A 22,899-nucleotide genomic window follows, 5' to 3' on the forward strand; every position below is an offset into this window, starting at 1 on the left:
TGTCCGCGTCCTCTCGGGAGCGGGTCCACCGGACCGCACCGGCGGTCAGTACGAGGTCCGGGTCGCGCCGCGTTGTACCAGCTTGGGGCCGTAGGGCGCGGCGTCCAGCCACGCCCCCGCCCTCAGCCCGGCCGAGGCCACCGCGGCGGCCGCCCGCCGCCGCAGACGGACCGCCGGGCGCTCCGCCAGCATGTGTTCGAGAGCCGCGCCGGCGCAGGCCCGGTTGTACACGGCGGCTTCCTTGCGCTCGTCGGCGAACCGGCCGATCTCCACTCGCGCCACGGCGTCGCTTCCCGCGGACAGGGCCGCCCCCACGGCCTGCACGGCCCGGACCGCGTCGGGGATGCTGGAGTTCATGCCCCGCGCGCCGAACGGCGCGAACAGGTGCGAGGCCTCACCCGTCAGCAGTACCCGGCGGTGGTCGTCCGTGAAGGCCGCGGCCACCTTCTGGGCGAAGCGGTAGGTGGACACCCAGCGCACCCGTTCCCCGTACGACTCGGGCATCACCCGGGGGATCCACCGTCGCAGCCCCTCGGGCGAGACGTACGTCGCCGGGTCGTCGTTCACCAGGAGGTTGAGGTCGACCCGCCAGCCGCCGGCGAACGGGACGATCAGCACGTTGCGGCCCCCGGCCCCCGGGTGGTGGTAGTGGAAGACCCGTTCCACGGGCAGCGGGTGCGCGGGGTCGTCGTCGAGGTCCACCACCACGAAGGTGTTCCGCGAGCGCGGACCTTCCAGCGGACTGCCGATGGCGGACCGCAGCGGCGAGCGCGACCCGTCCGCGGCGATCACGTACTCCGCCTGCCACTCGGTGCCCGAGGAGTCCACCAGCCGTACACCGTCCGGGCCGCTGCGGGCCGACGTGACCTCCACGCCCCAGTGGAACTCCACCCCCTGCTTCTCGCACGCGGTGACCATCAGGTCCTCCGTCTGCACCTGCGGCAGGCTGGTGAACGGCGGCAGCCCCTCGCGGTGCAGCGGCGGATAGGTGCGCGCGTATATCTCCCGCCCGGCCCAGAACGACCGCTTGGTGGACCACATCAGGCCACGACCGGCGATCTCCTGGCCCAGCCCGGGACTGAGCCGCTCCAGCTCCCGCAGTGACACTCCGTGCAGGTACGCGGCACGGCTGCCGGGCCGCACCGTGTCCTGGTCACGCCTGTCCAGAACCACCGCGGGCAGGCCGGCGGCGCGCAGCGCCAGCGCGGCGGTGAGCCCGGCCGGGCCGGCGCCGACGACCAGAACGGGATGACGGGAAGTCGCTCCGGTGCCGCTGCTCATGCCTCCTCCCCCTCGGCCAGGTGGACGACATCCGGCGTGAAGGAGACGATGTGGCCGTCCAGGCCGCCGGTCAGCATGGCGTGCCACAGGGCGGGGCGCATTCCGGTCTCCTCGCGACGCAGGACCACTTCGCGGTCCTCGATGGTCAACTTCAGGTAATCGCCCACCTGGTGGACGTCCATCCCGGCGATTCGCGCGGTGTGGACCACGGGTTCGAACTCCGGTACGTCGAGCACGTACACCGACACCGTCATGCGCCCGGCACCTCCGCGTTCTTGCGTATGAGCTCCGCCTTGCGCTGCCACAGCGCCTGCGCCGCGGGCTGGGGGGACTCGCAGACGTCTGCGAGCGCGGCCAGGGTCAGCTCCGCGTCGCGGGAGTCGATCCCGGACATCTCGCGAAGCGGCCGGGTGATCTCCAACTGGATCCCGTTGGGGTCGTCGAAGTAGATCGATTCGATCAGCTCGTGCCCCATCGGCCGGGTGACCCGGACCCCGTGCGCTTTCAGCCGGTCCCGCCACGCCAGGAGCTCCTCCTCGGTGTCGACGTGGAAGGCGACATGGCGGGAGCGGTGCATCAGGTCGCTCGGGGGCTCCTCGTCCGGCAGGCCGAAGTAGTAGAAGAACGCGATCCGGTTCCCCCGGCCCATGTCGAAGAAGAAGTGCACGAAGTCCGGGTAGTCCTCGGTGACCCAGCCCGTCGCCGTGATGGCGTGGATCAGCGGCATACCGAGGGCCCGGGTGTAGAACTCCTGGGTAGCGCGCGGTTTCCAGGTGACGAAGGCCAGGTGGTCGACGCCGTCCAGACGCGGACCCGGCCGACGGGTCTGCGGGGGTGGCGGTGCGCTCTCCAATGTTCCTCCTCGTTCATGGGGCGGGCATGGGGATGGGGCACAGGGGCTGGACGACGGCAACCGGCGCTGCCGGTACGACGGATCAGCGTGCGGGAGAGGGGCTCTTCCCGCGCAGTCCCGTGCCGGTGATGAGGGCTCCGATCAGCAGGGCCGTCCCACCTGCGACCAGCGCCCACCGGGTCCCGTCGGCGTTGGTCGGGGCGAGGTTGAGGATCACACCGAAGGCGGCGACACCCAGCGAGGCGCCCACCTGACGGGCCGAGTTGAGGGATCCCGCCCCGATGCCGGCGAGGTCCACCGGGATCGAGCTCGCCATCCCGGCCACCAGGGCGGGCAGGGCGAAGGAGATCCCGAACCCGAAGGCGAGCAGGCCCACCACGGTGACGGCGAGATCGAAGCCGGAGTTGCCGGTGAACGGCGCCTGGAGCAGCGCACCGGTCCCCATCAGGACGAAGCCGATCGTGGCAGGGCGGCGCGGACCGATGCGGCCGACCAGCCGGCCGGTGTAGATCGGGTTGAACGCGGTCGGCAGCGTCAGCGGGAGGAACGCGAGGCCGGCGGCGAAGGAGGAGTAGCCGCGGCTGTCCTGGAAGAACAGTGACAGGACGAACAGCAGCCCGGACAGACCGAAGTTGGCCAGCAGACCGGCCGCCAGCGCGGCCGAGAAGCTACGGCTGCGGAACATCCGCAGCGGGAGCATCGCCGCGTCCCCGGCGCGCGACTCGGTGACGAGGAAGGTCACCACCGCGATCGCCGTCAGCGCGAAGGCGATCAGCACGCCGGCGTCCGACCAGCCCTTGGAGGGGCCCTCGATCAGTCCGTACACCAGGGCCGCCAGGGCGGTCACACCGCTGAGCTGTCCGATCAGGTCGAGGCCGCTGCGCTGCTTGCGCGCGGTCTCCGGGGCCAGCCGCAGGGTGATGACCAGGCTGATCACCGCCAACGGCACGTTGATCAGGAAGATGGCACGCCACCCGACCGTGTCGGTCAGGACACCGCCCACCAGCGGGCCGGCGGCGAGCGCGGCGCCCGTGATCGCGGCCCACGAGCCGACCGCGCGGGCGCGCTCCGCCGCGTCGGTGTACGCGTTGGTGATCACGGCCAGCGACGCCGGGAGCAGCAGCGCTCCCGCCACGCCGAGGGCCAGGCGCAGCACCACGAGCGCGTTGAGCGTCGTCGCCGCGGCCGAGACGCCGGAGAGCACTCCGAACGCCACGAGTCCCCAGAGGAAGATCCGCCGGCCGCCGTACCGGTCCGACAGCCAGCCGGCCGTGAGCAGCAGCGCGGCGAAGGTGATGGTGTAGCCGTTGGTGACCCACTGCAGCCCGCTCAGCCCGATGTGCAGATCGCTGGAAATGGCGGGGAGCGCGACCGAGACGATGGTCATGTCCAGCAGGACCATGAAGTAGCCGAGCGAAAGTCCTACCAGCAGCGTGCGCGAAGGCTTACCGGTGGGTTCCTCCTCGGTGACGGAAGCCCGCTGTGGTTCCGCCTGCGTTGCCATGTGTTTCTCCTCGGATTCAGAATCGGTCTTTCCGCCGCCCGAACCGGTTCGCCGGGGACGGACTCTTCATTCAAGCTGACCCATAAGTGAGATTGACGGTGATGGCGGAGGGAATACCCTATGGGTGACATCGGCACGGCCGATGGATCAGGAACTGGGGGGCAAAAGCATGGAGTTACGGCATCTCCGGACGTTCGAAACAGTGGCCCGGACACTCAGCGTGACGCAGGCGGCTCGCGAACTGCACTACGCGCAGTCCAGCGTGAGCGACCAAATTCATTCACTGGAACGTGAATTGGGTGTCGATCTGCTCGACAGGTCACAGCGAAAGGTCCGGCTCACTCCGCAGGGTGCGGTGCTGTCGGAGTACACCGACCGAATCCTCAAGCTTCTGGAGGAGACCCGGTGGGCGGTCTCGCGCCCCGGTTCGGAACTGGCCATCGGCACGCTGGAGACCGTGGGGCTGCACCTGCTGCCGACCGTCCTCTCGTCCTACCGCTCGCTCTACCCGGAGTCCCGGGTGCGCGTGGGGCAGGACAGCCGCGGTGAGCTGTACAAGGCGGTGCGCCGGGGCGATCTGGACCTCTGCCTGACCTTCGGTGACCCGCCCCGCGACGCGAGTCTGCGCTTCGAGACCCTGGCCGAACAGCCACTGGTCGTCATCGTGCCTCCCGGCCACCACCTCGCCGCACGCGGACGGGCGGCCGGTCTGCACGAGCTGGCGGCGGAACCCTTTCTCGCCACCGAGCGGGGGTGCGGGTTCCGGGAGATGTACGACAACGCCTTCGCGTCCACCCCGCCGAAGGAACCGGTCGCGGAGGTCTCCGGCATCGGCACGCTGGGGGCGTGCGTGGCGGCCGGGATGGGCTGCGCACTGCTCCCGCTGATCTCGGTGCGCGGGCAGGCCGACCGGGGCGAGGTGGTCGTCGTGGAGGTCGGCGACACCGACCTGCGCACCACGGTGACCATGACGTGGCTGGACCGCAATTCCACCAATCCCAGCCTGGCCAACTTCCAGGCGGTGCTGCGCAAGCAACTGGGCGGCTGACACCGCTCTGCCCCCGGTCACGGCCGTGCGGCCTGCGGTTCGGGGGCGGGCGCCGCCGGCGTGGTCGTGGTCCGCGTCGATGTGGGCCGCGGCTCCACGAGCGGCGGCAGAGGGATCGCCTTCAGCCGGGAGCGGGCGATCTTGCCGGTGACCGTGGTCGGCAGCGCGTCGACGATCACCAGTTGCTCGGGCAGCTTGTACGTGGCCAGCCCCTTGGCCGAGAGATGGGCGGTCACCTCCCCCAGGGTCAGCTCCCCGGCGCCCTCACGGAGCGCGGCCACCAGACAGGAGCGCTGGCCCAGGCGCGGATCCGGGCGCCCGAGCACCGCGTGCTGCGCCAGTTGCGGAAGATCGTCGAGCAGCTCCTCCACCTCCAGCGCGCTGAACTTCAGCCCGCCCCGGTTGATCCGTTCGTCGGCGCGCCCCCGGTAGCCGACCGAGCCGTCCGGGTTCAGTACCGCCAGGTCTCCGGAGCGGAGCCAGCCGTCGCCGGTGAGCGCGGCCCGGGTCAGCTCCGGGGCGCCGTGGTATCCGTGGAACATGTACGGGCTGCGGTACTGCAACGCACCGGTCCGGCCCGGCGCGGCGGGGACGCCGTCCCGGTCCACCACCCTGACCTCCGCGCCGGACACCGGCCGCCCGATGGTGGACGCGGCCTCGGGCGGATCGCCGGGCCGGGTGCAGGTGCCCGCCCCGATCTCCGTCATCCCCCACTGCACGACGAGGCGAGCGCCCAGCGTGCGCCGTACGTCGTCGGCCAGCTCGCGGGGCACGGGTGCCCCGCCGGTGCGCACCTCCCGCAGTCCGGCCGGGGCGCCGGTCTCCGGCGTCCGCTCCTTCAGCACGGCCAGCACGTCGCGCAGTTGGGCCGGCACCGCGAACGCGGCGGTCGCCGAAGCGGCGCGCAGCGCCTCCAGGAACCGCCGTGCGTCCCACCCGTCGAAGAGGCCGACGCGACCACCGGTGACCAGCGCCAAGTGCACGGAGAGCAGCCCGAAGGCATGGCTGAGGGGGCTCGCGGAGACGATCGTGTCCGTCGCGCCGAGGCCGCCGTCCCGCGCCACGGCTGCCGCGTTGCCGAGCAGCCCCGTGTGGCTGTGCACACAGAGTTTGGGCCTCCGGGACGTGGTCCCGGAGGAGGCGAGCAGCATCAGCGGCGCGTCCGGGTCCTGTGGCCGGTCCGCCGGCGCCCCGACCGGGTCCGGTGCCCCGTCCAGCAACTCGGCCGGGTCCAGGAGCCCGGCCGTCCCCGGCCGTGGGCCGCCGGTGTCCGCGAAGGCCCCGGAGGAGACCCAGACGTGCCGCAGGGACGGGCAGTGTGCGCGCAGCTCCACCATGTCGCCCACGCGGTCCCGGCCCCGGTGGGTACCGCTTGCCACCAGCGCGACGGCCCCGGACTGCTCGACCAGCGACCGCACCTCGTGCACCCCGTAGTTCACGTGCAGCGGGAGCAGCAGCACGCCCAGCCGGGCGGTGGCCGCGTGCAGCACCACCCACTCCCAGCAGTTGGGCAGTTGGGCCGCCAGGACCTCACCGGCCCGCAGCCCCCGCCGGGCCAGCGCCCCGGCGGTGCGCTCGGCCTGGAACCGGCAGTCGCCCCAGGTTCGCCACCGGGTTCCGTCCCACACGGCAGGTCCCGTGCCAAGGGCCGCGGCACGCTCCAGGGCTTCGGTGAACGTCATGGGCATTGTCGTCGATTCTGGGCGGGGAGTGCTCACGAGGATCCTCCGTCTACGGCAGAACGAACATGCGCCGGCTGGCCGACACGGATTCTGGGCCGTGGGCTGAGGAATCGTCCAGGGAATCCCTCATAAATATTTATGATCCTGGCCGCCCGGCGAGATCGATAAGCAACCCTTATTCCGTGATCGATGGCCGGTGTCAGCCCCGGTTTCGCTACGGTTTTAGCGCGTCCCTTCGGAACGGCCGATCCTTCGCATCGGCTTGACCGAACCATGCGCCGGCGTCTCGCGCAGGGGCGCCTTGCTGCACTCTCGCGTCCCTGCCTGCACTCCTTCGGGATCTGGCCGGTAAGGAATTTTGATGGAGACGGACCAGAAATGCCCTTCGGATCTCCGGTGCATTCGATCACCGCACACCCGTTCGGTGAAGCCGATGGATGCAATCGCCAAGACCGAAACATCGCGTTTCCCCAGCACATCCGCCTCTTTCCGGGGCGGGCTCATTTCCGGTCAGGCATTTCTTGATTGCGCGGCCACAGACGGGCTTGCTGAGACCGAGAGAACGGCCTAAGAATGTCGGCGGCCCCGACACAGGAGGTATCGATGTCCGTTGCCCAGCCTTCCGGTAAAGCAAATGAACGCATGCGGTCCGTCGAGGGGATTTCCGAGGAAAGCGCCTTCTCCGGTGCCGACCTGCGGCGTCTGGCCGACACCGTCCGCGATGCCCGTTCCGCCTGGACGGCCTCGGCTTCGTCACTTCTCGCTCAGGTGGAGACCGGCGGCGATGCCACCTTTCTGACCGAACAGCACTGCGTGTTCGACCACTGTGCCGTGCTGTTGTTCCCGCGCACCCTCACCGCAGGCCTGCACCACCTGCACCAGCGTGGCCTCGCGCCCCTGCCCACCGTGCCGAGCACGGTGGTCCGCCGGCGCCTGAGTGAGCGTTACGGCCTCGACCCGGCCGAAGCGAGCGTCCACATCGCTCGCATCCGGCCGGAGTTGCCGGACGGGCGGCGGCACGCGTCGGTCGAGGTGTTCCTCTTTCCCCGCGATTCCGCGGCCTTCGACCCCGTCATCGAGAAGTCCGAGGTCACGCACGACTTCGAGCAGCACACCGCCTTCGTGTGCGAGAACCCGAGCGTCCCCGTGCTCGACGGCCTCGTCACCGCCTGGCGCACCGAGGCCGGGCTGCTGTGGGAGGGCGGCGGCTACAACCCCCATGAGGGCCCGCACGGATCGACGGTCATGTACTTCGTACGCGACCACGCCTGGCCCGCCCGGCGCCGCCGGTTCGAACTGCACTGCGCGGGCGACCTCAGGGAGTTCATCGCCCGCACTCCACAGGACACCGAAGCAGTCCGCCACGCCTACACCGCGTGGCGCCGCACCGAGCATGTAACGCACCTCTGAGACCTGCCGGGAAGCCCGGCCGGTCCAGCTCCGCGTCCTCATTCCTCACGTCCTCAGGAGCACTCCGTGTTGCGGAACGACACTCTGACCGCCAGGAATCTCGCCCTCACCCCCGAACTGCACACCTACCTCCTCGACCAGGGCCGGATGACACCCGACCCGGTCCTCGCCGAGCTGATCGAGCACACGCACAAGGCGATACCCGACCAGGCACACATGACGGTCGCGCCCGAGGAGGGCGCCCTGCTGACCTTCCTGGTACGGCTGCTCGGCGCCCGCGACATCGTCGAGGTGGGCACCTTCACCGGGTACTCCTCGCTCTGCCTGGCCCGCGGCCTGCCGTCCGGCGGCTCGCTGATCACCTGTGACATCTCCGCCGAATGGACGGCCCTGGCACGCGACTTCTGGGCCCGGGCCGGCGTGGCCGACCGCATCGAACTCCGGCTGGGCAACGCGCTGGAGACCCTGCGCGCCCTGCCCGCCGAACCGCACCTGGACCTCGCGTTCATCGACGCGGACAAGCCGGGCTACATCGGCTACTGGGAAGAGCTGGTTCCGCGTCTGCGGCCCGGCGCGCTCCTGCTGGTCGACAACACGCTCTTCAACGGCGAGGTGATCGACGACAAGCCCGCGCCGAAGCCTGCCGCCGTCCGGGCGTTCAACGAGCACGCCCGCCAGGACGACCGCGTACAGCTGGTCATGCTGCCGCTCGCCGACGGCCTGACGATGGCCCGCCGGCTGCCGCCCGGCGAGTCGCCGGTCTGAGGGCGCACCGCACATGCCGACGACTCCCCCGCCCTCAGCTCCGCCCGCCAGGAGGCCATACGTGAGCACCATGACCGGAGTCGGCTACCCGCTGCCCTCGCTCGGGGCCGAGGGCCCGTTCGTGGACCTCGACGAAAAGTATCCCTGGGACCTGAGCACGGCCGAGCAGCAGCCGGTCTGGGGCGACCCGGTACAGGCCGCGGCCGTGCGCGCCGAGCTGGCCCAGCTGCCCGGTCTGGTCACCTGGGAGGAGATCCGCCTGCTGCGGACCCTGCTCGCCGAGGCCGCGGCCGGCCAGTACCTGGTGATCCAGGCGGGCGACTGCGCCGAGGACCCGGCGGAGTGCGAACCGTGGGCGGTCATGCGCAAGGCCGGTCTGATCGACGCGCTGGCCGGGGTGATGGTGGCCGGCACCGGCAAGCCGGTCGTACGCATCGGCCGCATCGCCGGGCAGTTCGCCAAGCCCCGCAGCGCCACCACAGAGACCGTCGACGGTATCGAACTGCCCGTCTACCGGGGGCACCTGGTCAACGGCCCCGAACCCACCCCCACCGCCCGGCGGGCCGATCCGACGCGCATGCTGGACTGCTATCACGCGGCGTTCCGCGCCGTCACCTACCTGCGCCAGCGCACCAGCGCCTGGATGCCGCCCACCGGCGCCCCGGTGTGGACGAGCCACGAGGCACTCGTCTTCGACTACGAACTGCCCCTGCTGCGGCGCACCGTCACGGGCGACACCCTGCTGGCCTCCACCCATCTGCCGTGGATCGGTGAGCGGACCCGGCAGCCCGACGGCCCGCACGCCATGATGCTGGCCGAGGTGGCCAACCCCGTGGCGTGCAAGATCGGACCCACGACACAGCCGACCGAACTGCTCGCCCTGTGCGCCCGCCTCGACCCGGACCACGAGCTCGGCCGCCTCACCCTCATCGCCCGCATGGGTGCCGAGACGGTCACCACCGCGCTGCCGCCGCTCGTCACCGCCGTACGGGAGGCCGGTCACCGCGTCGTGTGGCTGAGCGACCCCATGCACGGCAACACCGCTACCTCGCCCGGCGGTACGAAGGTCCGCCCGGTGACCGCGATCGTCGCCGAGGTCCGCGGCTTCCTGAAGGCGGTCACCGAGGCCGGCGGCATCCCCGCCGGCCTGCACCTGGAGACCACCCCGCACGACGTCACCGAATGCGTCTGGGGCGACGACCTCTCGGAGGTGGACACCGTCAGCGGCGCCCGCGGCCCCTCCCGCCCCTCGTCCTCCCACTGCGACCCGCGCCTCAACCCGGCGCAGGCCGTCGAAGTGGCCCGCGTGTGGGCGAACCCGCCCGCATGAACCCGGCACCCGCGGCAGGCGCGGCGTCCCGCCGCGCACATCCCACGCGTGCCGTCCGCCAAGGAAAGGAACACACCATGACCGAGACCGTCATCCGCGCCGAGGACGGCGCGGCCTTCATGATCAATGTCTTCGACGTCGCCCCGGAGAACCAGAAGGAACTCGCCGAGGTCATGAGCGAGTGCGCCGACAAGTACATCCGGCACCACACGGGATGCCTCTCGGTGAACCTCCTCACCAGCAACGACGGCAAGCGGCTCCTCTACATCGCGCAGTGGCGCAGCAAGGCCGACATCAAGGCGGCGCTGGGCGACCCCGACATCCAGGCCGCCCGGGAACGCGCGGCGGAGCTGGCCAAGCCCGACCCGCACGCCTACACCGTGTACGCGCTGCACCACCCGGAGAGCTGAGGCGGCGGGGCCCTCAGCCGGGGTACCCACGCGGTCCGGTCCCGACCGGGATGACCCTGCCCTGCCGTGATCCGAACGAGTGGCCCCGGCGGCCGTGTCCCCGCCGCCCGTCCACGCGGGCCGCCGCCCGTGCCCACGCCCGGCGGCCCGCGTGCGGCGGCGCCACGGATCCGGCGTCCCCACCGGGCGCCCCCTGCGCCGCCCCGCCCCACCCCGTCCGAGCCGGTAGCCGCCGCAACCCGAGGGAGCACTGTGCCCCGTCGTCTGTTCACCTCCGAGTCCGTGACCGAGGGCCACCCCGACAAGATCGCCGACCAGATCAGCGACACCATCCTCGACGCACTGCTCCGGAGCGACCCGGCCTCCCGGGTCGCCGTGGAGACCCTGATCACCACCGGCCAGGTCCACGTGGCCGGCGAGGTCACGACCACGGCATACGCGCCGATCGCGCAACTGGTCCGCGACACGATCCTCGGAATCGGCTACGACTCGTCCACGAAGGGCTTCGACGGCGCCTCGTGCGGGGTCTCGGTCTCCATCGGAGCGCAGTCGCCCGACATCGCCCTCGGCGTCGACACGAAGGACGGACCCGCCGACGCCCTGGACGGCCAGGGCGCGGGTGACCAGGGCCTGATGTTCGGCTACGCGTGCGACGAGACACCCCAGCTGATGCCGCTGCCCATCCAGCTCGCCCACCGGCTGGCGGACAGACTGACCCGGGTCCGCAAGGACGGCACCGTGCCCTACCTGCGGCCCGACGGCAAGACGCAGGTCACCATCGAATACCAGGAGGACCGCCCGATCCGGCTCGACACCGTCGTCGTCTCCAGCCAGCACGCGGCCGGGGTCGATCTCGGCGGACTCCTCGCTCCCGACGTACGGCGCCATGTCGTCGAACCGGTCCTCGCCGAACTGGCCGCCCAGGGAACCAAGCTGGACACCGACGACTACCGGCTGCTGGTCAACCCGACCGGACGCTTCGAGATCGGCGGCCCGATGGGAGACGCCGGCCTGACCGGCCGCAAGATCATCATCGACACGTACGGCGGCATGGCCCGCCACGGCGGCGGCGCCTTCTCCGGCAAGGACCCCTCGAAGGTGGACCGTTCGGCGGCCTACGCCATGCGCTGGGTCGCCAAGAACGTCGTCGCCGCCAAACTCGCCACACGCTGCGAGGTACAGGTCGCCTACGCGATCGGCAGGGCCGAACCGGTAGGGCTCTTCGTCGAGACCTTCGGCACGGCCACCCTGGACGACGACCGGATCGGCGCCGCCATCGGTGACGTCTTCGACCTGCGCCCGGCCGCGATCATCCGGGACCTCGACCTGCTGCGCCCCCTCTACGCGCAGACGGCCGCGTACGGGCACTTCGGCCGTGAGCTGCCCGGTTTCACCTGGGAACGGACGGACCGGGCCGACGCGCTGCGCACGGCTGCGGGGCTGTGACATGCGAATCGCCGTCACCGGCTCCATCGCCACCGACCATCTGATGGTCTTCCCCGGGCATTTCGAGGAGCAACTCCTGGCCGCCCAACTCGACCATGTCTCGCTGTCGTTCCTCGTCGACACCCTCGACATCCGGCAGGGCGGCGTGGGTGCGAACATCGCGTACGGTCTCGCTCGCCTGGGCCACCACCCGCTCCTGGTGGGCGCCGTGGGACGGGACTTCGCCGCACACCACGCCCATCTCGCCTCCCTCGGTGTCGACATGGGGGCGGTCCGGGTGTCCCCCACCCTCCACACCGCACGCTTCATCTGCACCACCGACGCCTCGGGCAACCAGCTCGCCTCGTTCTACGCCGGCGCCATGGCCGAGGCCTCGGCCACCGACCTCACCGACCTCCTGCGCGACGACGACGCCGGCATCGACTTCGTCCACATCGGCGCCGACGACCCCGCCGCGATGTCCCGCCACACGCGGGCCTGCCGCACGCTCGGCATGCCGTTCGCCGCCGACCCCTCGCAGCAACTGGCCCGCCTGGACGGCCCCACGGTCCGCGAACTCGTCGACGGCGCGGCGCTGTTGTTCACCAACGCCTACGAACGGGCGCTACTGCTCGACAGGACCGGCTGGCGCGAGCAGGACGTCCTGGCCCGCGTCGGCACGTGGATCACCACCCGGGGAGCCAAGGGCAGCCTCATCGAACGCCGCGGCGAGCCCGTCGTCGAGGTCGACGCCGTGACCACCGCCGAGGCCGTGGACCCCACGGGTGTCGGTGACGCGTTCCGCGCCGGGTACCTGTCCGCGACCGGCCACGGCCACGACGCGGTCGGCGCGGCCCGCGCCGGATCCGCCCTGGCCACCCTCGCCCTGCGGCACGTCGGACCGCAGACGTACGAGCCGGATACCGCTCTGCTGGAGGAATCGCTGACCGCGGCCTATGGCCCCGGTGCCGCCGCCCTGATGACAGGAGCACCGCGATGACCGCCGCGCCGGCCGTCGCCCGCCCGTCCGCGCGCGCCTCACTCGGGGCCCGGCCGTCCGTGGCCGAGGTCCTGGCGGCGGGGGCGCGCTCGTACTCCTTCGAGTTCTTCCCACCCCGCACGGAGAAGGGGGAGCGCCTCCTGTGGGAGGCCGTACGCCGCATCGAGGCGGTGCGCCCCGCGTTCGTCTCGGTCACCTACGGCGCGGGCGGCTCCTCTCGCGCCCGTACCGTTCATCTCACCCGGCGGATCGCGGAGGAGACCACTCTGCGGCCGGTCGCCCACCTCACCGCCGTCGGCCACTCCGTCGCCGAACTCCGCAGGATCATCGGCGGTTACGCCGACGCGGGCATCCAGGACATCCTCGCCCTGCGAGGCGACCCGCCCGGCGACCCGCGGGGCACCTGGACACCGCACCCGCGAGGGCTCCGGCACGCCGCCGACCTGGTGCGGCTGATCCGTACCTGCGGCGACTTCTCCGTCGGAGTGGCCGCCTTCCCCGAGCGCCACCCGCGCTCCGTCGGCTGGGACGACGACATCCGCCACTTCGCCGCGAAGTGCCGGGCCGGCGCCGATTACGCCCTCACCCAGATGTTCTTCCGCGCCGAGGACTACTTCCGCCTGCGCGACCGTCTCCGGGCCGCGGGCTGCGACACCCCGGTCATCCCCGCGATCATGCCCGCCACCGATGTACGGCAGATCCGCCGGTTCGCCGAACTCAGCGACGCCACGTTCCCCGACGACCTCGCCGCCCGACTGGACGCGGCCCGCAACGATCCCGCCCTGTCCCACCGCACAGGGGTGGAACACGCCACCGCCCTCGCGCAGAGCCTCCTGGACGCGGACGCCCCCGGGCTGCACTACATCACCCTCAACCACTCCACGGCCGCCCTGGACATCCACCGCCAACTGAGCCTGCCCGCCCCGCCGGAGGCCCTGGACGCGGCGCTTCCGGTACCGTCCTGATTCGCCGGGGCCGAGTGAGCGGTGTGCGAGTGAGATCGCCGACGGCTCCTGCCTGCCCTGCACCGGCCCCGTTCGGACGCCACCTCGCACAGACCCCGGAAACGCCAAGATCCCGCCCGATCAATCAGATCGGACGGGATCTTGTGAACTCTTCCTGAGCTAACTCAAGAACAGTCGCTGCGGTGGACCTGTGGGGATTTGAACCCCAGACCCCCTCGATGCGAACGAGGTGCGCTACCAGACTGCGCCACAGGCCCTTGCAACGAGTGAAACTTTAGCACCCTCACCGGGGTGCTCGGAAATCCGTTCCGCGCTGGTCAGCCGAGTCGGTGTCGCGGCGCGGGCGGACGTCTCACTCGTTGGCCGCCCGGGGGCGGTCGTCCTCGTCGTACTGGTCGAAGAGGGGGGTCCGGCCCCGGTCGCGGGAGCGGCGGGACTGGTTGGTGCGCTGGCGTGGTGCCGGGTCCACGGGGGGCGCGGCGGGCGGCTGGGTGGGCTCCGCGGTGCTGGAGCGGGCCGCGCTCCAGGTCTCCGGGTTGCCGACCTCGACGCCGCCCGTGGCGCGCGGGGCGACCGGGGCGGTGACGTAGGTCGGCAGCGGGACCGGGACCGGCTCCCAGCTGTCGCCCTGGACCCGGCCGCGTTCGCGCTGCTGGTCCACCCACTCCGCGTGGTCCGTCTGCTCGACCAGGGCGCGGCGGCCGGCCTCCTGCGGGGAGACCGTGGGGGTGGGCTCGGGGACCGGGTGGCGCGCCTCGGGGTCCTCGTCGGACTCCGCGGGGGCCGTCGTGGCGGGCTGGTGCCTGCGCGGGCGGTTCTCGCGGAGCCGCTGTGCCGCCACCTCGGCCCGTCGCCGGTCCATGGTGAAGGCGAACCTGCGCCGCTCCTGGGCGCGCAGATGCACGATGTACGTGCTCAGCAGCACCGCCGGAACCGCGGGGGCCCAGAGGAAGCCGAGGCCGCCGACCGCCGCCACGACCGCGCCGAGCGTGAAGGCGAGGAAGAGGACGACGGTGGTGCGCCGACGGCGTGCGAGGACCTGCGTGCGCTGCGCACGCCGGGCCCGTTCCGCGTCGATCCCGCCGGGGCGTGAACGCGGGCGCCGGTCGGGTGCGGGGTCGGAGGGGGGTTCCGGCCGTTCCCGGGCCGGGGGCTCCTTCGGTGCGCGCTCCGGCATCCGGGCCGGGTCGTGCACCCGGGCCTCGGTGTGCGCCGGAGGCGCGGAGAAGTTCCGGACGTCGACGGAATCCATTCGATCCGTGCTCACGTCCGGCTCGGCGTCGGGCGCCGCCTCATCGTCGGTGCGCTCCAGGCCCTTGGCATACCGCCGCTCCATGGCCGCCCGTCCGGACAGCAGCCGGATGGCGGTACTGAAGCGTTCCGTCGGACGGGCTTCGTTGAGCTCGTCCTGCCTGCGGAGCCACATCGGCACCAAGTAGGCGGCCCAGGCCCCGACGATGACTGCGTAGATGAGGCCGCTGCTGCTCACATCTCACACCGTAGAGGGGTTTGCCTGGAGGCATCCGCCAATTGGCCCGGTGTGTCGCGCGATCCGGCTGATATCACGGACTTTTTTTGTGATTGTTCGGATCAGCAGTCGGCGTTTGCCTGTCCGTTAGCAGTCAAACACCGATCAATTTCGAACACATATTTCATTTAGTGTGATGTTCAGGGTGCTCCGGCCGGGCCCGCTGCCACCTCCGGAGCAGCCCGTCGGGCACCTCCTCCACGGTGAGCGCGTAGATCAGGTGGTCCCGCCAGGCCCCGTCGATGTGCAGATAGCGGGGCCGGATCCCTTCCTCGCGGAATCCGAGTTTCGCCACCACCCGTCGGCTGGGCGCGTTCTCCGGGCGAATGCACACCTCGATCCGGTGCAGTCCGACCGAGCGGAAACAATGGTCGACGGCGAGGGCGACCGCGGTCGGCATCACCCCGCGGCCCGCCACCTCCTGGTCGACCCAGTAGCCGACATGGCCCGAGCACATCGAGCCCCAGGTGATCCCGGCGACGGTCAGCTGACCGACCAGCCGGCCCCGGTACTCGATGGCGAAGGGCAGCATCCGGCCCGCGTTGGCCTCGGCCCGCAGATGGCGGATCATCTGCCGGTACGTGGGGCGCTGGGCCACCGGACCACCGGGGGCGGGCGGCGGCACGGTCGCCTCCCAGGGGCGCAGCCAGTCCCGGTTGCGCCGGTTGACCTCGCGCCACACGGCCTGGTCGCGCAGCTTTATCGGCCGGAGGGTGACGTCGCCGTCCACCAGGGTCACCGGCCAGGTCGGGACGTTCAGCTCGGGCTCCCGGGTCGGGGGTGATCGCCACCGCGGAGCTGGTCGACGGCGTGCACCAGGATGCGGGCCAGGACGGCGAGCCCGTCGCGCACCCCGCCGGTGGAGCCGGGCAGATTGACGACGAGGGTGCGGCCGGCCACACCCGCCACCCCGCGTGAGAGGGCGGCCGCGGGGACCTTGTCCCGGCCCTCCGCGCGGATCGCCTCGGCGATGCCGGGGACCTCCCGGTCCAGGACGTTGAGGGTGGCCTCGGGGGTGCCGTCGGTGGGCGAGATGCCCGTACCGCCGGTGGTGACGATGACGTCGTACGCGGCGGCCACCCCGTCCCGCAGCGCCCGCTCGACCGGTTCTCCGTCCGGGACGACGCGCGGCCCGTCGACGGTGAAGCCGAGCCCGGCCAGCGCCTCGGCGATCAGCGGGCCGCCCTTGTCCTCGTAGACTCCGGCGGCGGCGCGGTTCGATGCGGTCACCACGAGGGCGCGGTAGCCGGTGGAATCCCTCACCGGGGCGCTCACGCGTCCGCCCCGGCCCGCGCGGTGCGCCGGTAGTCGCCGGACTTGCCGCCCGACTTCGCCTCGACCCGGATGTCGGTGATGACCGCGGCCTTGTCGACCGCCTTGATCATGTCGACGACGGTGAGCGCGGCGACCGACACCGCGGTCAGGGCCTCCATCTCCACGCCCGTGCGGTCCGTGGTCTTCACCGTGGCGAGGATCTCCACCGCGTCGTCGGCCACGCTCAGGTCGACCTCGACGCCGGAGACGGCGAGCGGGTGGCAGAGCGGGATCAGGTCGGGGGTGCGCTTGGCCCCCATGATCCCGGCGATGCGCGCGGTGGCGAGGGCGTCGCCCTTGGGGACCCCTTCGCCCCGGAGCAGTTCGATGACACGCGGCGAGACGAGGACCCGGCCGCTGGCACGGGCGACGCGCGCGGTGACGTCCTTCTCGGAGACGTCGACCATGCGGGCGGCGCCCGCCTCGTCGATATGCGTCAGCCTGTTCTGCGTACTCAACTAACTCCGCCTAGCGGTAGGGCGCCGGTTGCCCCTGGGCCGCACCGGGGTGCGGGCCCGGGGTCCGGGGGGTGTCCCCCGGAAGGCACAGCGGCAGATACCGTACCGCCACCCGGCGCCCGTCAGCGGATCAGGATCACCTCGACGTCCGTGCCGGGCTCGGCGGAGGTGACGTCCTCGGGCAGCACGATCAGCGCGTCCGCCTGGGCGAGAGCGGCGATCAGGTGCGATCCGGAGCCGCCCACGGGCGTGGCGGTGCCCGCCTCCGCGTCGTACGTCCCGCGCAGGAACTGCCGTCGGCCGGCAGGCGAGGACAGTGCCTTGTCGCAGGCCAGGGTGGCCCTGACGGTGGGGCGGTTCACGTCCTGAAGGCCCATCAGGGTGCGGATCGCGGGCCGTACGAACAGTTCGAAGGAGACGTAACTGGAGACCGGGTTGCCGGGCAGCGCCAGCAGTGGGGTGTGGTCGGGGCCGATGGAGCCGAAGCCCTGCGGCTTGCCGGGCTGCATGGCGAGCTTGCGGAAGTCGATGCCGCTCCCGGGCTCGTCCTCGTCGCCCACCGAGGACAGGGCCTCCTTGACCACGTCGTACGCGCCGACGCTGACGCCACCGGTGGTGACGACGACGTCGGCACGGATCAGCTGGTCCTCGATCGTGGCGCGCAGCGTCTCTGCGTCGTCGGTGACGGCACCGACCCGGTAGGCGATGGCTCCGGCGTCGCGCGCGGCGGCCGTCAGCGCGAAGCTGTTGGAGTCGTAGATCTGGCCGCCGGTCAGTTCCTCGCCGGGCTGGACCAGTTCGCTGCCGGTGGAGATGACGACGACGCGCGGCCGGGGCCGCACCTTCACCGTCGAGCGGCCGATCGCCGCGAGCAGCCCGATCTGCGGCGGCCCGACCACCGAACCGGCGCGCAGCGCCAGATCGCCCGGCCGGACGTCGCTGCCGCGGTCCCTGACATGGGCGCGGGCCTCGACCGGGCGGTGGACGCGGACCTCGCCGCCCGCGCCCTCCGGGGCGTCGCTGTGGGCGCGCATCTCGGCGGCGGGGCCCTCACCCGTGCCGCCGTCGGTCCACTCGACCGGGATCACGGCCTCCGCACCGGCCGGCAGCGGGGCGCCGGTCATGACGCGGGCGGCCTCGCCCGGCCCCACCCGCTGGTCGCCGAGGAGTCCGGCGTCGCCCGCCGCGACGTCACCGATGACGGTGAGGACCGCGGGGAACTCCTCGGTGGCACCCTCCACATCGGCGACGCGGACCGCGTAACCGTCCATCGAGCTGTTGTCGAAGGGGGGCAGGGCGATCTCCACCACGACGTCCTCGACCAGGACGCAGCCCTGTGCGTCGTGCAGTTGCAGCTCGATGGGTTCGAGCGGCTTCACCGCGGCGAGGATGTCTTCCAGGTGCTCGTCCACCGACCAGATCGTGCTGCTCAAGGTCTTACATCTCCTCGGTGACGTAACTGCGGAGCCAGGTCCGGAACTCCGGTCCCAGATCTTCACGTTCGCACGCGAGTCTGACAATGGCACGGAGGTAGTCGCTCCGGTCACCGGTGTCGTAGCGGCGGCCCTTGAAGACGACGCCGTGCACCGGGCCGCCGGTCTTCTCGTCCTCGGCCAGCAGTTGCAGGGCGTCGGTCAGCTGGATCTCGTCACCGCGGCCGGGCTCGGTCCGGCGCAGTATCTCGAAGACCGCGGGGTCCAGGACGTAGCGGCCGATGATGGCGAGGTTGCTGGGCGCGTCGGCCGGCTCCGGCTTCTCGACCAGGCCGGTGATCCGCATCACATCGCCCTCGGCGGTGGGCTCGACGGCCACGCAGCCGTACTGGTGGATCATCTCGCGCGGGACCTCCATGAGCGCGACGACGCTGCCGCCCTCGCGCTCCTGGATCTCCACCATGCGGGCCAGCAGCGGGTCGCGCGGGTCGATCAGGTCGTCGCCGAGGAGCACGGCGAACGGCTGGTCACCGACGTGCGGCGCCGCACACAGGACCGCGTGCCCGAGGCCGCGCGGGTCGCCCTGGCGGACGTAGTGCATGGTGGCGAGGTCGCTCGACTCCTGGACTCTGCGCAGCCGTTCGGCGTCGCCCTTACGGGTGAGCGCGGACTCCAGCTCGTAATTGCGGTCGAAGTGGTCCTCCAGGGGACGCTTGTTGCGACCGGTGATCATCAGTACGTCGGAGAGTCCGGCGGCCACCGCCTCCTCGACGACGTACTGGATGGCAGGCTTGTCGACGACAGGCAGCATCTCTTTGGGAGTGGCTTTGGTGGCCGGCAGGAAGCGGGTACCGAGGCCCGCCGCCGGAATGACAGCCTTGCTGATCCTGGGGTTCGACTGAGTCATGCGCAGAACCTTAACCGGCGTACATGGGCGGAAGATGAGTCTCCGGTTAACTTTGTACTCATATATGCCAGTACGAGAGATCTGTGGGTGCCCCGTTGAACGACGACATGTCCGCAAAGGCGCTGCTGCGGCGTGAACTGCTCGCCGCACGACGCCTCCTGACCGGGGAAGACGTCGAACGGGCCGCCGCGGTTCTGGCCCGTCGCGCACTCGCTCTCCCCGAGCTCTCCGGGGCCCGTACCGTCGCCGCGTACGTCTCGGTGGGGCGCGAACCGGGCACCCGCGCCCTGCTGGACGCGCTGCGCGCACGGGGCGTCCGGGTGCTGCTCCCGGTGCTCCTGCCGGACAACGACCTGGACTGGGCGCCGTACGAGGGCGCCGGGAGTCTCGCGCAGGCCGGTCGCGGACTGCTGGAGCCGGACGGGGAGCGGCTCGGACCCGACGCCGTCCTGGACGCCGACGCGGTGCTGCTGCCGGGCCTCGCGGTGGACGGGCGCGGGATGCGGCTCGGCCGCGGCGGCGGCAGCTACGACCGGGTGCTGGCCCGGCTCTCCGCGGCCGGGGCGCACCCGGCGCTGATCGTCCTGCTGTACGACGGCGAGGTGGCCGCACGGGTCCCGGAGGAACCGCACGACCACCCCGTGGACGCGGTGGTGACGCCGACGGGCTCGCGGCGCTTCGGCGACGGCTGACGAACCACGGGCCCGCCCCTGGCACTCCAGGAGCGGGCCCGTACCCACGGCTTGAGGGGCGGCGCGCCCCCTACGGCTTCAGGGTCAGCGTGTCCTTCGTCGCCCCGGCCACGGCGTTCGTCCCGTAGGACCAGTCGAGCAGCTCACCGTTGACCCACTTGTCCGTCTGGTCGGTGTAGTGCGCGCTGAACGCGTGCCCGGAGGCGCCGGTGAGGTTGATCCAGCGGGACTTGTCCCAGTCCCCCACGTTGACGACCATCCGCATGGACGGAACCCAGACGACCTCGTAGCCGCCGGCCGCGTTCCAGCCGGTGGCGTCCACCGCGGCCTCGCCGCCGCCGAGGTTCCACGGTCCGCGGTTGAGCGCCCGCTGGAGCAGTCCGGGCCCTTCCGTACCGAGGGTCTGGTTCTTCAGGGTCAGCTGGTGCAGCCGGCCCCAGTTCCAGGTGGTGATGTCCTTGCCGAGCTTGGCCGTCAGCTCCCAGCGGGCGTCCTCCATGGCGCGGGCGAAGAGCTCCTCACGGTTGGCGGTCGCCTTGTCCTTGCGGTTCGCCGGGGCCTTCCACCAGTCGCTGTCCGGCTTGTCCATGAGGTTCTCGACGACCTGGTACCAGCGGTCACCGCCGTCCGGCTGCGCCGAGTCGGGGGCGCGCTGGCCGCATTCGCGTACCAGCCTGTCCTGCTCGTCGACCGGGCCGGAGCTCTTGGCCGGGGGGACGTTCAGGCACTCACCCTTGACCCGCATTTCCTTGGGCAGCTTGTCGCCGAAGGCCAGCTTGAGGATGTTGCGCCAGACGGCGTTGAAGTACGCGGCCGCCGCAGAGTCGGACTCCTGGGTGTAGTCCCAGCCCTCCAGCAGCTTCTGCGCCTCCCGGACGTCCTTGTCCGAGATGTTGATCTTCATCAGCTCGGGCACCAGCAGCGTGGCGATCTCGCTGGTGTTGTCCATCTGCATCTTCTGCATGTCATCGGTCGAGATCTTCCCGCCGCCCTTGATCTTCGACTGGATGAGGTCGTTGATCCGCTGGCTGCGGCTGCCGTAGCCCCAGTCCTTGGTGAGCATGTACGGGTACTTTTCCTCGTCGATGACCGCCTGGTTGGCGGTGACGATGTACCCGCGCTTCGGGTCGTACTCGTACGGCAGCTCGTCGAACGGGATCGGGTCCTTCTTCCAGCCGTACGCCGAGGACCAGCCGGGGCTGGGCATCGTGCCGTCGCCGGACTTGCGCTGCGGGATCTTCCCCGGCGCCTGGTAGCCGATGTGGCCCTTGGTGTCGGCGTAGATGAGGTTCTGCGAGGGAACCTCGAAGTGCTCGGCCGCCGCGCGGAAGGTCGTGAAGTCCTTGGCACGGTTGAGCTCGAAGACGGCGTCCATGGACTTGCCGGGCTCCAGCGCGGTCCACTTCAGCGCCACCCCGTAGCCGTCCGCACGGTCCGGGGCCGCGTTGGTGACCGGCGCCTTCTGGCCGACCTTCTCCAGCTCGCTGCTGCGGTCGGAGACCAGCGGACCGTTGTTGGTCTCACGGACGGTGATGTGCCGGTCCTTGCCGCCCGCGACCTTGATGGTCTCCTCGCGGGTGGCGAAGGGCTTCATCTTGCCGTCGTACTGGTAGCCGTCCGACGAGACCTTCTCCAGGAAGAGGTCGGTGACGTCCGCGCCCAGGTTGGTGAAGCCCCAGGCGATGTTCTGGTTGTGGCCGATTATCACGCCCGGCATCCCGGAGAACGTGTAGCCGGCGGCGTCGTACTTGCAGGTCGCGGAGACCGTGCGGCAGTGCAGCCCCATCTGGTACCAGAGCGAGGGCAGCTGCGGCGCCAGGTGCGGGTCGTTGGCGAGCAGCGGCTTGTCGGTCGTCGTGTACTTGCCCGAGACCACCCAGGAGTTCGACCCGATGCCGGTGCCGTTCGGGCCCAGCAGCGAGGGGATCTTGTCGAGGGTGTCGGAGAGCGCGCCGAGCTGGGTGTTGAGCCCCTCGGTGGCGCCCTGCGCGGTCGACGAGCCGAGGCCGTCGGACGGCGCCGCCTGCGGGTCGAACTTCCCGGTGACCGGGGAGATCGCGCCCTCGGCGACGATCGGCTTGTGCTTGTCGTACGGGTACGGCGGGTACAGGTCCTCGATCTGCTTCGCGTCGAGCCTGCTGGTCATCAGCGAGCGGTCGATCTCGTCCTGCATGTTGCCGCGGAGGTCCCAGGCCATGGCCTTCAGCCAGGCGACCGAGTCGACCGGGGTCCACTCCGTGGGCTTGTAGTCGTTGGTGAGGCCCAGCGCCGCGTACTCGACGGAGATGTCCTTGCCGTCGCGGCCCTTGAGGTAGGCGTTCACCCCGTCCGCGTACGACTGGAGGTTCTTCTTCGTCTCCGCGGACAGGACGTGGTCGTACTCCTCCTGTGCGACCTTGCGCCAGCCCAGCGTGCGCAGGAAGGAGTCCGTCTCGACCTGGCCGGACCCGAACATCTCGGAGAGCCGGCCGGCCGTCATGTGGCGGCGGACGTCCATCTCCCAGAAGCGGTCCTGCGCCTGGACGAATCCCTGGGCGCGGAACAGGTCGGCGTCGGAGTCCGCGTAGATCTGCGGAATGCCGTAGCTGTCGCGCTTGACCTCGACATCGCTGTCGAGTCCGGCGAGCTGGGCGGTCCCGTTGGTCTGCGGGTACGAGGCCCGCACGGTGGATACGGACCAGTACGTGCCGTATCCGATACCCGCGACAAGCGCCAGCACCAGGACGATCACGATCAGGCGGGCGCGTCGCCCCTTCTTCTTGCGCGGCCTGCCACCGGCGGAACCGGTGGAGCCGGAAGAGGCGGTTGTGTTGGCGGGCATCGCTGTCCTTCGAGGGGCAGGGTGGTCCTGGGAGTGCAGGAGCAACCATAGGCGCAGCGCCGGAGCCCCTCTG

The 22,899-nt window shown here is 71.1% G+C and carries 21 protein-coding genes and 1 tRNA gene; 9 read left to right on the top strand and 13 right to left on the bottom strand.

Annotated elements, in window-relative coordinates; genetic code table 11:
• Nucleotides 1-45 precede the first annotated feature (45 nt).
• From ACIQM0_RS25780 to ACIQM0_RS25795, 4 genes are all read right to left on the bottom strand, one after another.
• Nucleotides 46-1,281 (bottom strand): FAD-dependent monooxygenase, encoded by a 1,236-nt coding sequence (locus tag ACIQM0_RS25780; RefSeq protein ID WP_401290734.1) that lies wholly within the window; start codon nucleotides 1,279-1,281, stop codon nucleotides 46-48.
• Nucleotides 1,278-1,535, bottom strand: coding sequence for a hypothetical protein (locus ACIQM0_RS25785; protein WP_401290737.1), 258 nt, complete (start codon nucleotides 1,533-1,535; stop codon nucleotides 1,278-1,280). The genes ACIQM0_RS25780 and ACIQM0_RS25785 overlap by 4 nt, the downstream gene beginning before the upstream one ends.
• On the bottom strand, nucleotides 1,532-2,134 hold the full coding sequence (locus ACIQM0_RS25790; RefSeq protein WP_401290740.1) for a VOC family protein: 603 nt from the start codon (nucleotides 2,132-2,134) through the stop codon (nucleotides 1,532-1,534). Before ACIQM0_RS25790 ends, ACIQM0_RS25785 begins: the two co-directional genes overlap by 4 nt.
• Nucleotides 2,135-2,216: 82 nt before the next feature.
• Entirely contained in the window at nucleotides 2,217-3,638 is a 1,422-nt protein-coding gene (locus tag ACIQM0_RS25795) for a DHA2 family efflux MFS transporter permease subunit (protein ID WP_401290742.1), read from the bottom strand.
• Nucleotides 3,639-3,807: 169 nt separating this feature from the next.
• On the opposite strand from ACIQM0_RS25795, the gene ACIQM0_RS25800 reads away from it, so the two are divergent.
• Nucleotides 3,808-4,686 carry a LysR family transcriptional regulator gene (locus ACIQM0_RS25800; protein WP_401290744.1) on the top strand — a complete coding sequence of 293 codons (879 nt, stop codon included), beginning with the start codon at nucleotides 3,808-3,810 and terminating at the stop codon, nucleotides 4,684-4,686.
• Between the two features lie 17 nt (nucleotides 4,687-4,703).
• Here the strand turns inward: ACIQM0_RS25800 and ACIQM0_RS25805 are convergent, their stop codons facing one another.
• Nucleotides 4,704-6,368, bottom strand: a complete 1,665-nt coding sequence (locus ACIQM0_RS25805) for an AMP-binding protein (protein WP_401290746.1) — start codon at nucleotides 6,366-6,368, stop codon at nucleotides 4,704-4,706.
• A gap of 642 nt (nucleotides 6,369-7,010) precedes the next feature.
• On the opposite strand from ACIQM0_RS25805, the gene ACIQM0_RS25810 reads away from it, so the two are divergent.
• The 7 genes from ACIQM0_RS25810 to metF all read left to right on the top strand — a co-directional run bounded on the left by ACIQM0_RS25810 (nucleotide 7,011) and on the right by metF (nucleotide 13,673).
• On the top strand, nucleotides 7,011-7,778 hold the full coding sequence (locus ACIQM0_RS25810; protein WP_401290748.1) for a hypothetical protein: 768 nt from the start codon (nucleotides 7,011-7,013) through the stop codon (nucleotides 7,776-7,778).
• A gap of 66 nt (nucleotides 7,779-7,844) precedes the next feature.
• On the top strand, nucleotides 7,845-8,543 hold the full coding sequence (locus tag ACIQM0_RS25815) for an O-methyltransferase (protein ID WP_401290750.1): 699 nt from the start codon (nucleotides 7,845-7,847) through the stop codon (nucleotides 8,541-8,543).
• A 70-nt stretch (nucleotides 8,544-8,613) separates the two neighbouring features.
• A complete protein-coding gene (locus tag ACIQM0_RS25820) occupies nucleotides 8,614-9,873 on the top strand; it encodes a 3-deoxy-7-phosphoheptulonate synthase (RefSeq protein ID WP_401290854.1) in 1,260 nt (419 codons plus the stop codon).
• 77 nt (nucleotides 9,874-9,950) lie between these two features.
• Nucleotides 9,951-10,283 carry an antibiotic biosynthesis monooxygenase gene (locus ACIQM0_RS25825; RefSeq protein ID WP_401290753.1) on the top strand — a complete coding sequence of 111 codons (333 nt, stop codon included), beginning with the start codon at nucleotides 9,951-9,953 and terminating at the stop codon, nucleotides 10,281-10,283.
• Between the two features lie 252 nt (nucleotides 10,284-10,535).
• Nucleotides 10,536-11,729: a methionine adenosyltransferase gene (gene metK / locus ACIQM0_RS25830; RefSeq protein ID WP_401290755.1), complete on the top strand. Its 1,194-nt coding sequence runs from the start codon at nucleotides 10,536-10,538 to the stop codon at nucleotides 11,727-11,729.
• A 1-nt stretch (nucleotide 11,730) separates the two neighbouring features.
• Complete coding sequence (locus ACIQM0_RS25835) at nucleotides 11,731-12,708, top strand: carbohydrate kinase family protein (protein ID WP_401290757.1); 978 nt, start codon at nucleotides 11,731-11,733, stop codon at nucleotides 12,706-12,708.
• On the top strand, nucleotides 12,705-13,673 hold the full coding sequence (gene metF, locus ACIQM0_RS25840) for a methylenetetrahydrofolate reductase [NAD(P)H] (protein WP_401290760.1): 969 nt from the start codon (nucleotides 12,705-12,707) through the stop codon (nucleotides 13,671-13,673). Before ACIQM0_RS25835 ends, metF begins: the two co-directional genes overlap by 4 nt.
• Before the next feature lie 183 nt (nucleotides 13,674-13,856).
• Here the strand turns inward: metF and ACIQM0_RS25845 are convergent.
• From ACIQM0_RS25845 to galU, 7 genes are all read right to left on the bottom strand, one after another.
• Nucleotides 13,857-13,930, bottom strand: a tRNA-Ala gene (locus ACIQM0_RS25845).
• 95 nt (nucleotides 13,931-14,025) lie between these two features.
• On the bottom strand, nucleotides 14,026-15,162 hold the full coding sequence (glpR, locus tag ACIQM0_RS25850) for a gephyrin-like molybdotransferase receptor GlpR (RefSeq protein ID WP_401290762.1): 1,137 nt from the start codon (nucleotides 15,160-15,162) through the stop codon (nucleotides 14,026-14,028).
• Between the two features lie 163 nt (nucleotides 15,163-15,325).
• Nucleotides 15,326-15,940 carry a GNAT family N-acetyltransferase gene (locus ACIQM0_RS25855; protein ID WP_401290764.1) on the bottom strand — a complete coding sequence of 205 codons (615 nt, stop codon included), beginning with the start codon at nucleotides 15,938-15,940 and terminating at the stop codon, nucleotides 15,326-15,328.
• A gap of 17 nt (nucleotides 15,941-15,957) precedes the next feature.
• On the bottom strand, nucleotides 15,958-16,464 hold the full coding sequence (locus ACIQM0_RS25860; RefSeq protein WP_401290766.1) for a molybdenum cofactor biosynthesis protein B: 507 nt from the start codon (nucleotides 16,462-16,464) through the stop codon (nucleotides 15,958-15,960).
• Nucleotides 16,465-16,472: 8 nt separating this feature from the next.
• Nucleotides 16,473-16,973: a cyclic pyranopterin monophosphate synthase MoaC gene (gene moaC, locus ACIQM0_RS25865; protein WP_363024097.1), complete on the bottom strand. Its 501-nt coding sequence runs from the start codon at nucleotides 16,971-16,973 to the stop codon at nucleotides 16,473-16,475.
• Between the two features lie 122 nt (nucleotides 16,974-17,095).
• Nucleotides 17,096-18,406 carry a gephyrin-like molybdotransferase Glp gene (glp, locus tag ACIQM0_RS25870; protein ID WP_401290769.1) on the bottom strand — a complete coding sequence of 437 codons (1,311 nt, stop codon included), beginning with the start codon at nucleotides 18,404-18,406 and terminating at the stop codon, nucleotides 17,096-17,098.
• 4 nt (nucleotides 18,407-18,410) lie between these two features.
• Nucleotides 18,411-19,313, bottom strand: coding sequence for a UTP--glucose-1-phosphate uridylyltransferase GalU (gene galU, locus ACIQM0_RS25875; RefSeq protein ID WP_363024101.1), 903 nt, complete (start codon nucleotides 19,311-19,313; stop codon nucleotides 18,411-18,413).
• A 107-nt stretch (nucleotides 19,314-19,420) separates the two neighbouring features.
• Here galU and ACIQM0_RS25880 point away from each other — a divergent pair, with 107 nt between their 5' ends.
• Entirely contained in the window at nucleotides 19,421-20,005 is a 585-nt protein-coding gene (locus ACIQM0_RS25880; protein ID WP_401290771.1) for a 5-formyltetrahydrofolate cyclo-ligase, read from the top strand.
• A gap of 70 nt (nucleotides 20,006-20,075) precedes the next feature.
• On the opposite strand, the gene ACIQM0_RS25885 is transcribed toward ACIQM0_RS25880, so the two are convergent.
• Nucleotides 20,076-22,826, bottom strand: a complete 2,751-nt coding sequence (locus ACIQM0_RS25885; RefSeq protein WP_401290773.1) for a penicillin acylase family protein — start codon at nucleotides 22,824-22,826, stop codon at nucleotides 20,076-20,078.
• Between the last annotated feature and the right edge of the window lie 73 nt (nucleotides 22,827-22,899).

This window comes from Streptomyces sp. NPDC091387 (assembly GCF_044756945.1).
Taxonomy (GTDB): Bacteria; Actinomycetota; Actinomycetes; order Streptomycetales; family Streptomycetaceae; genus Streptomyces.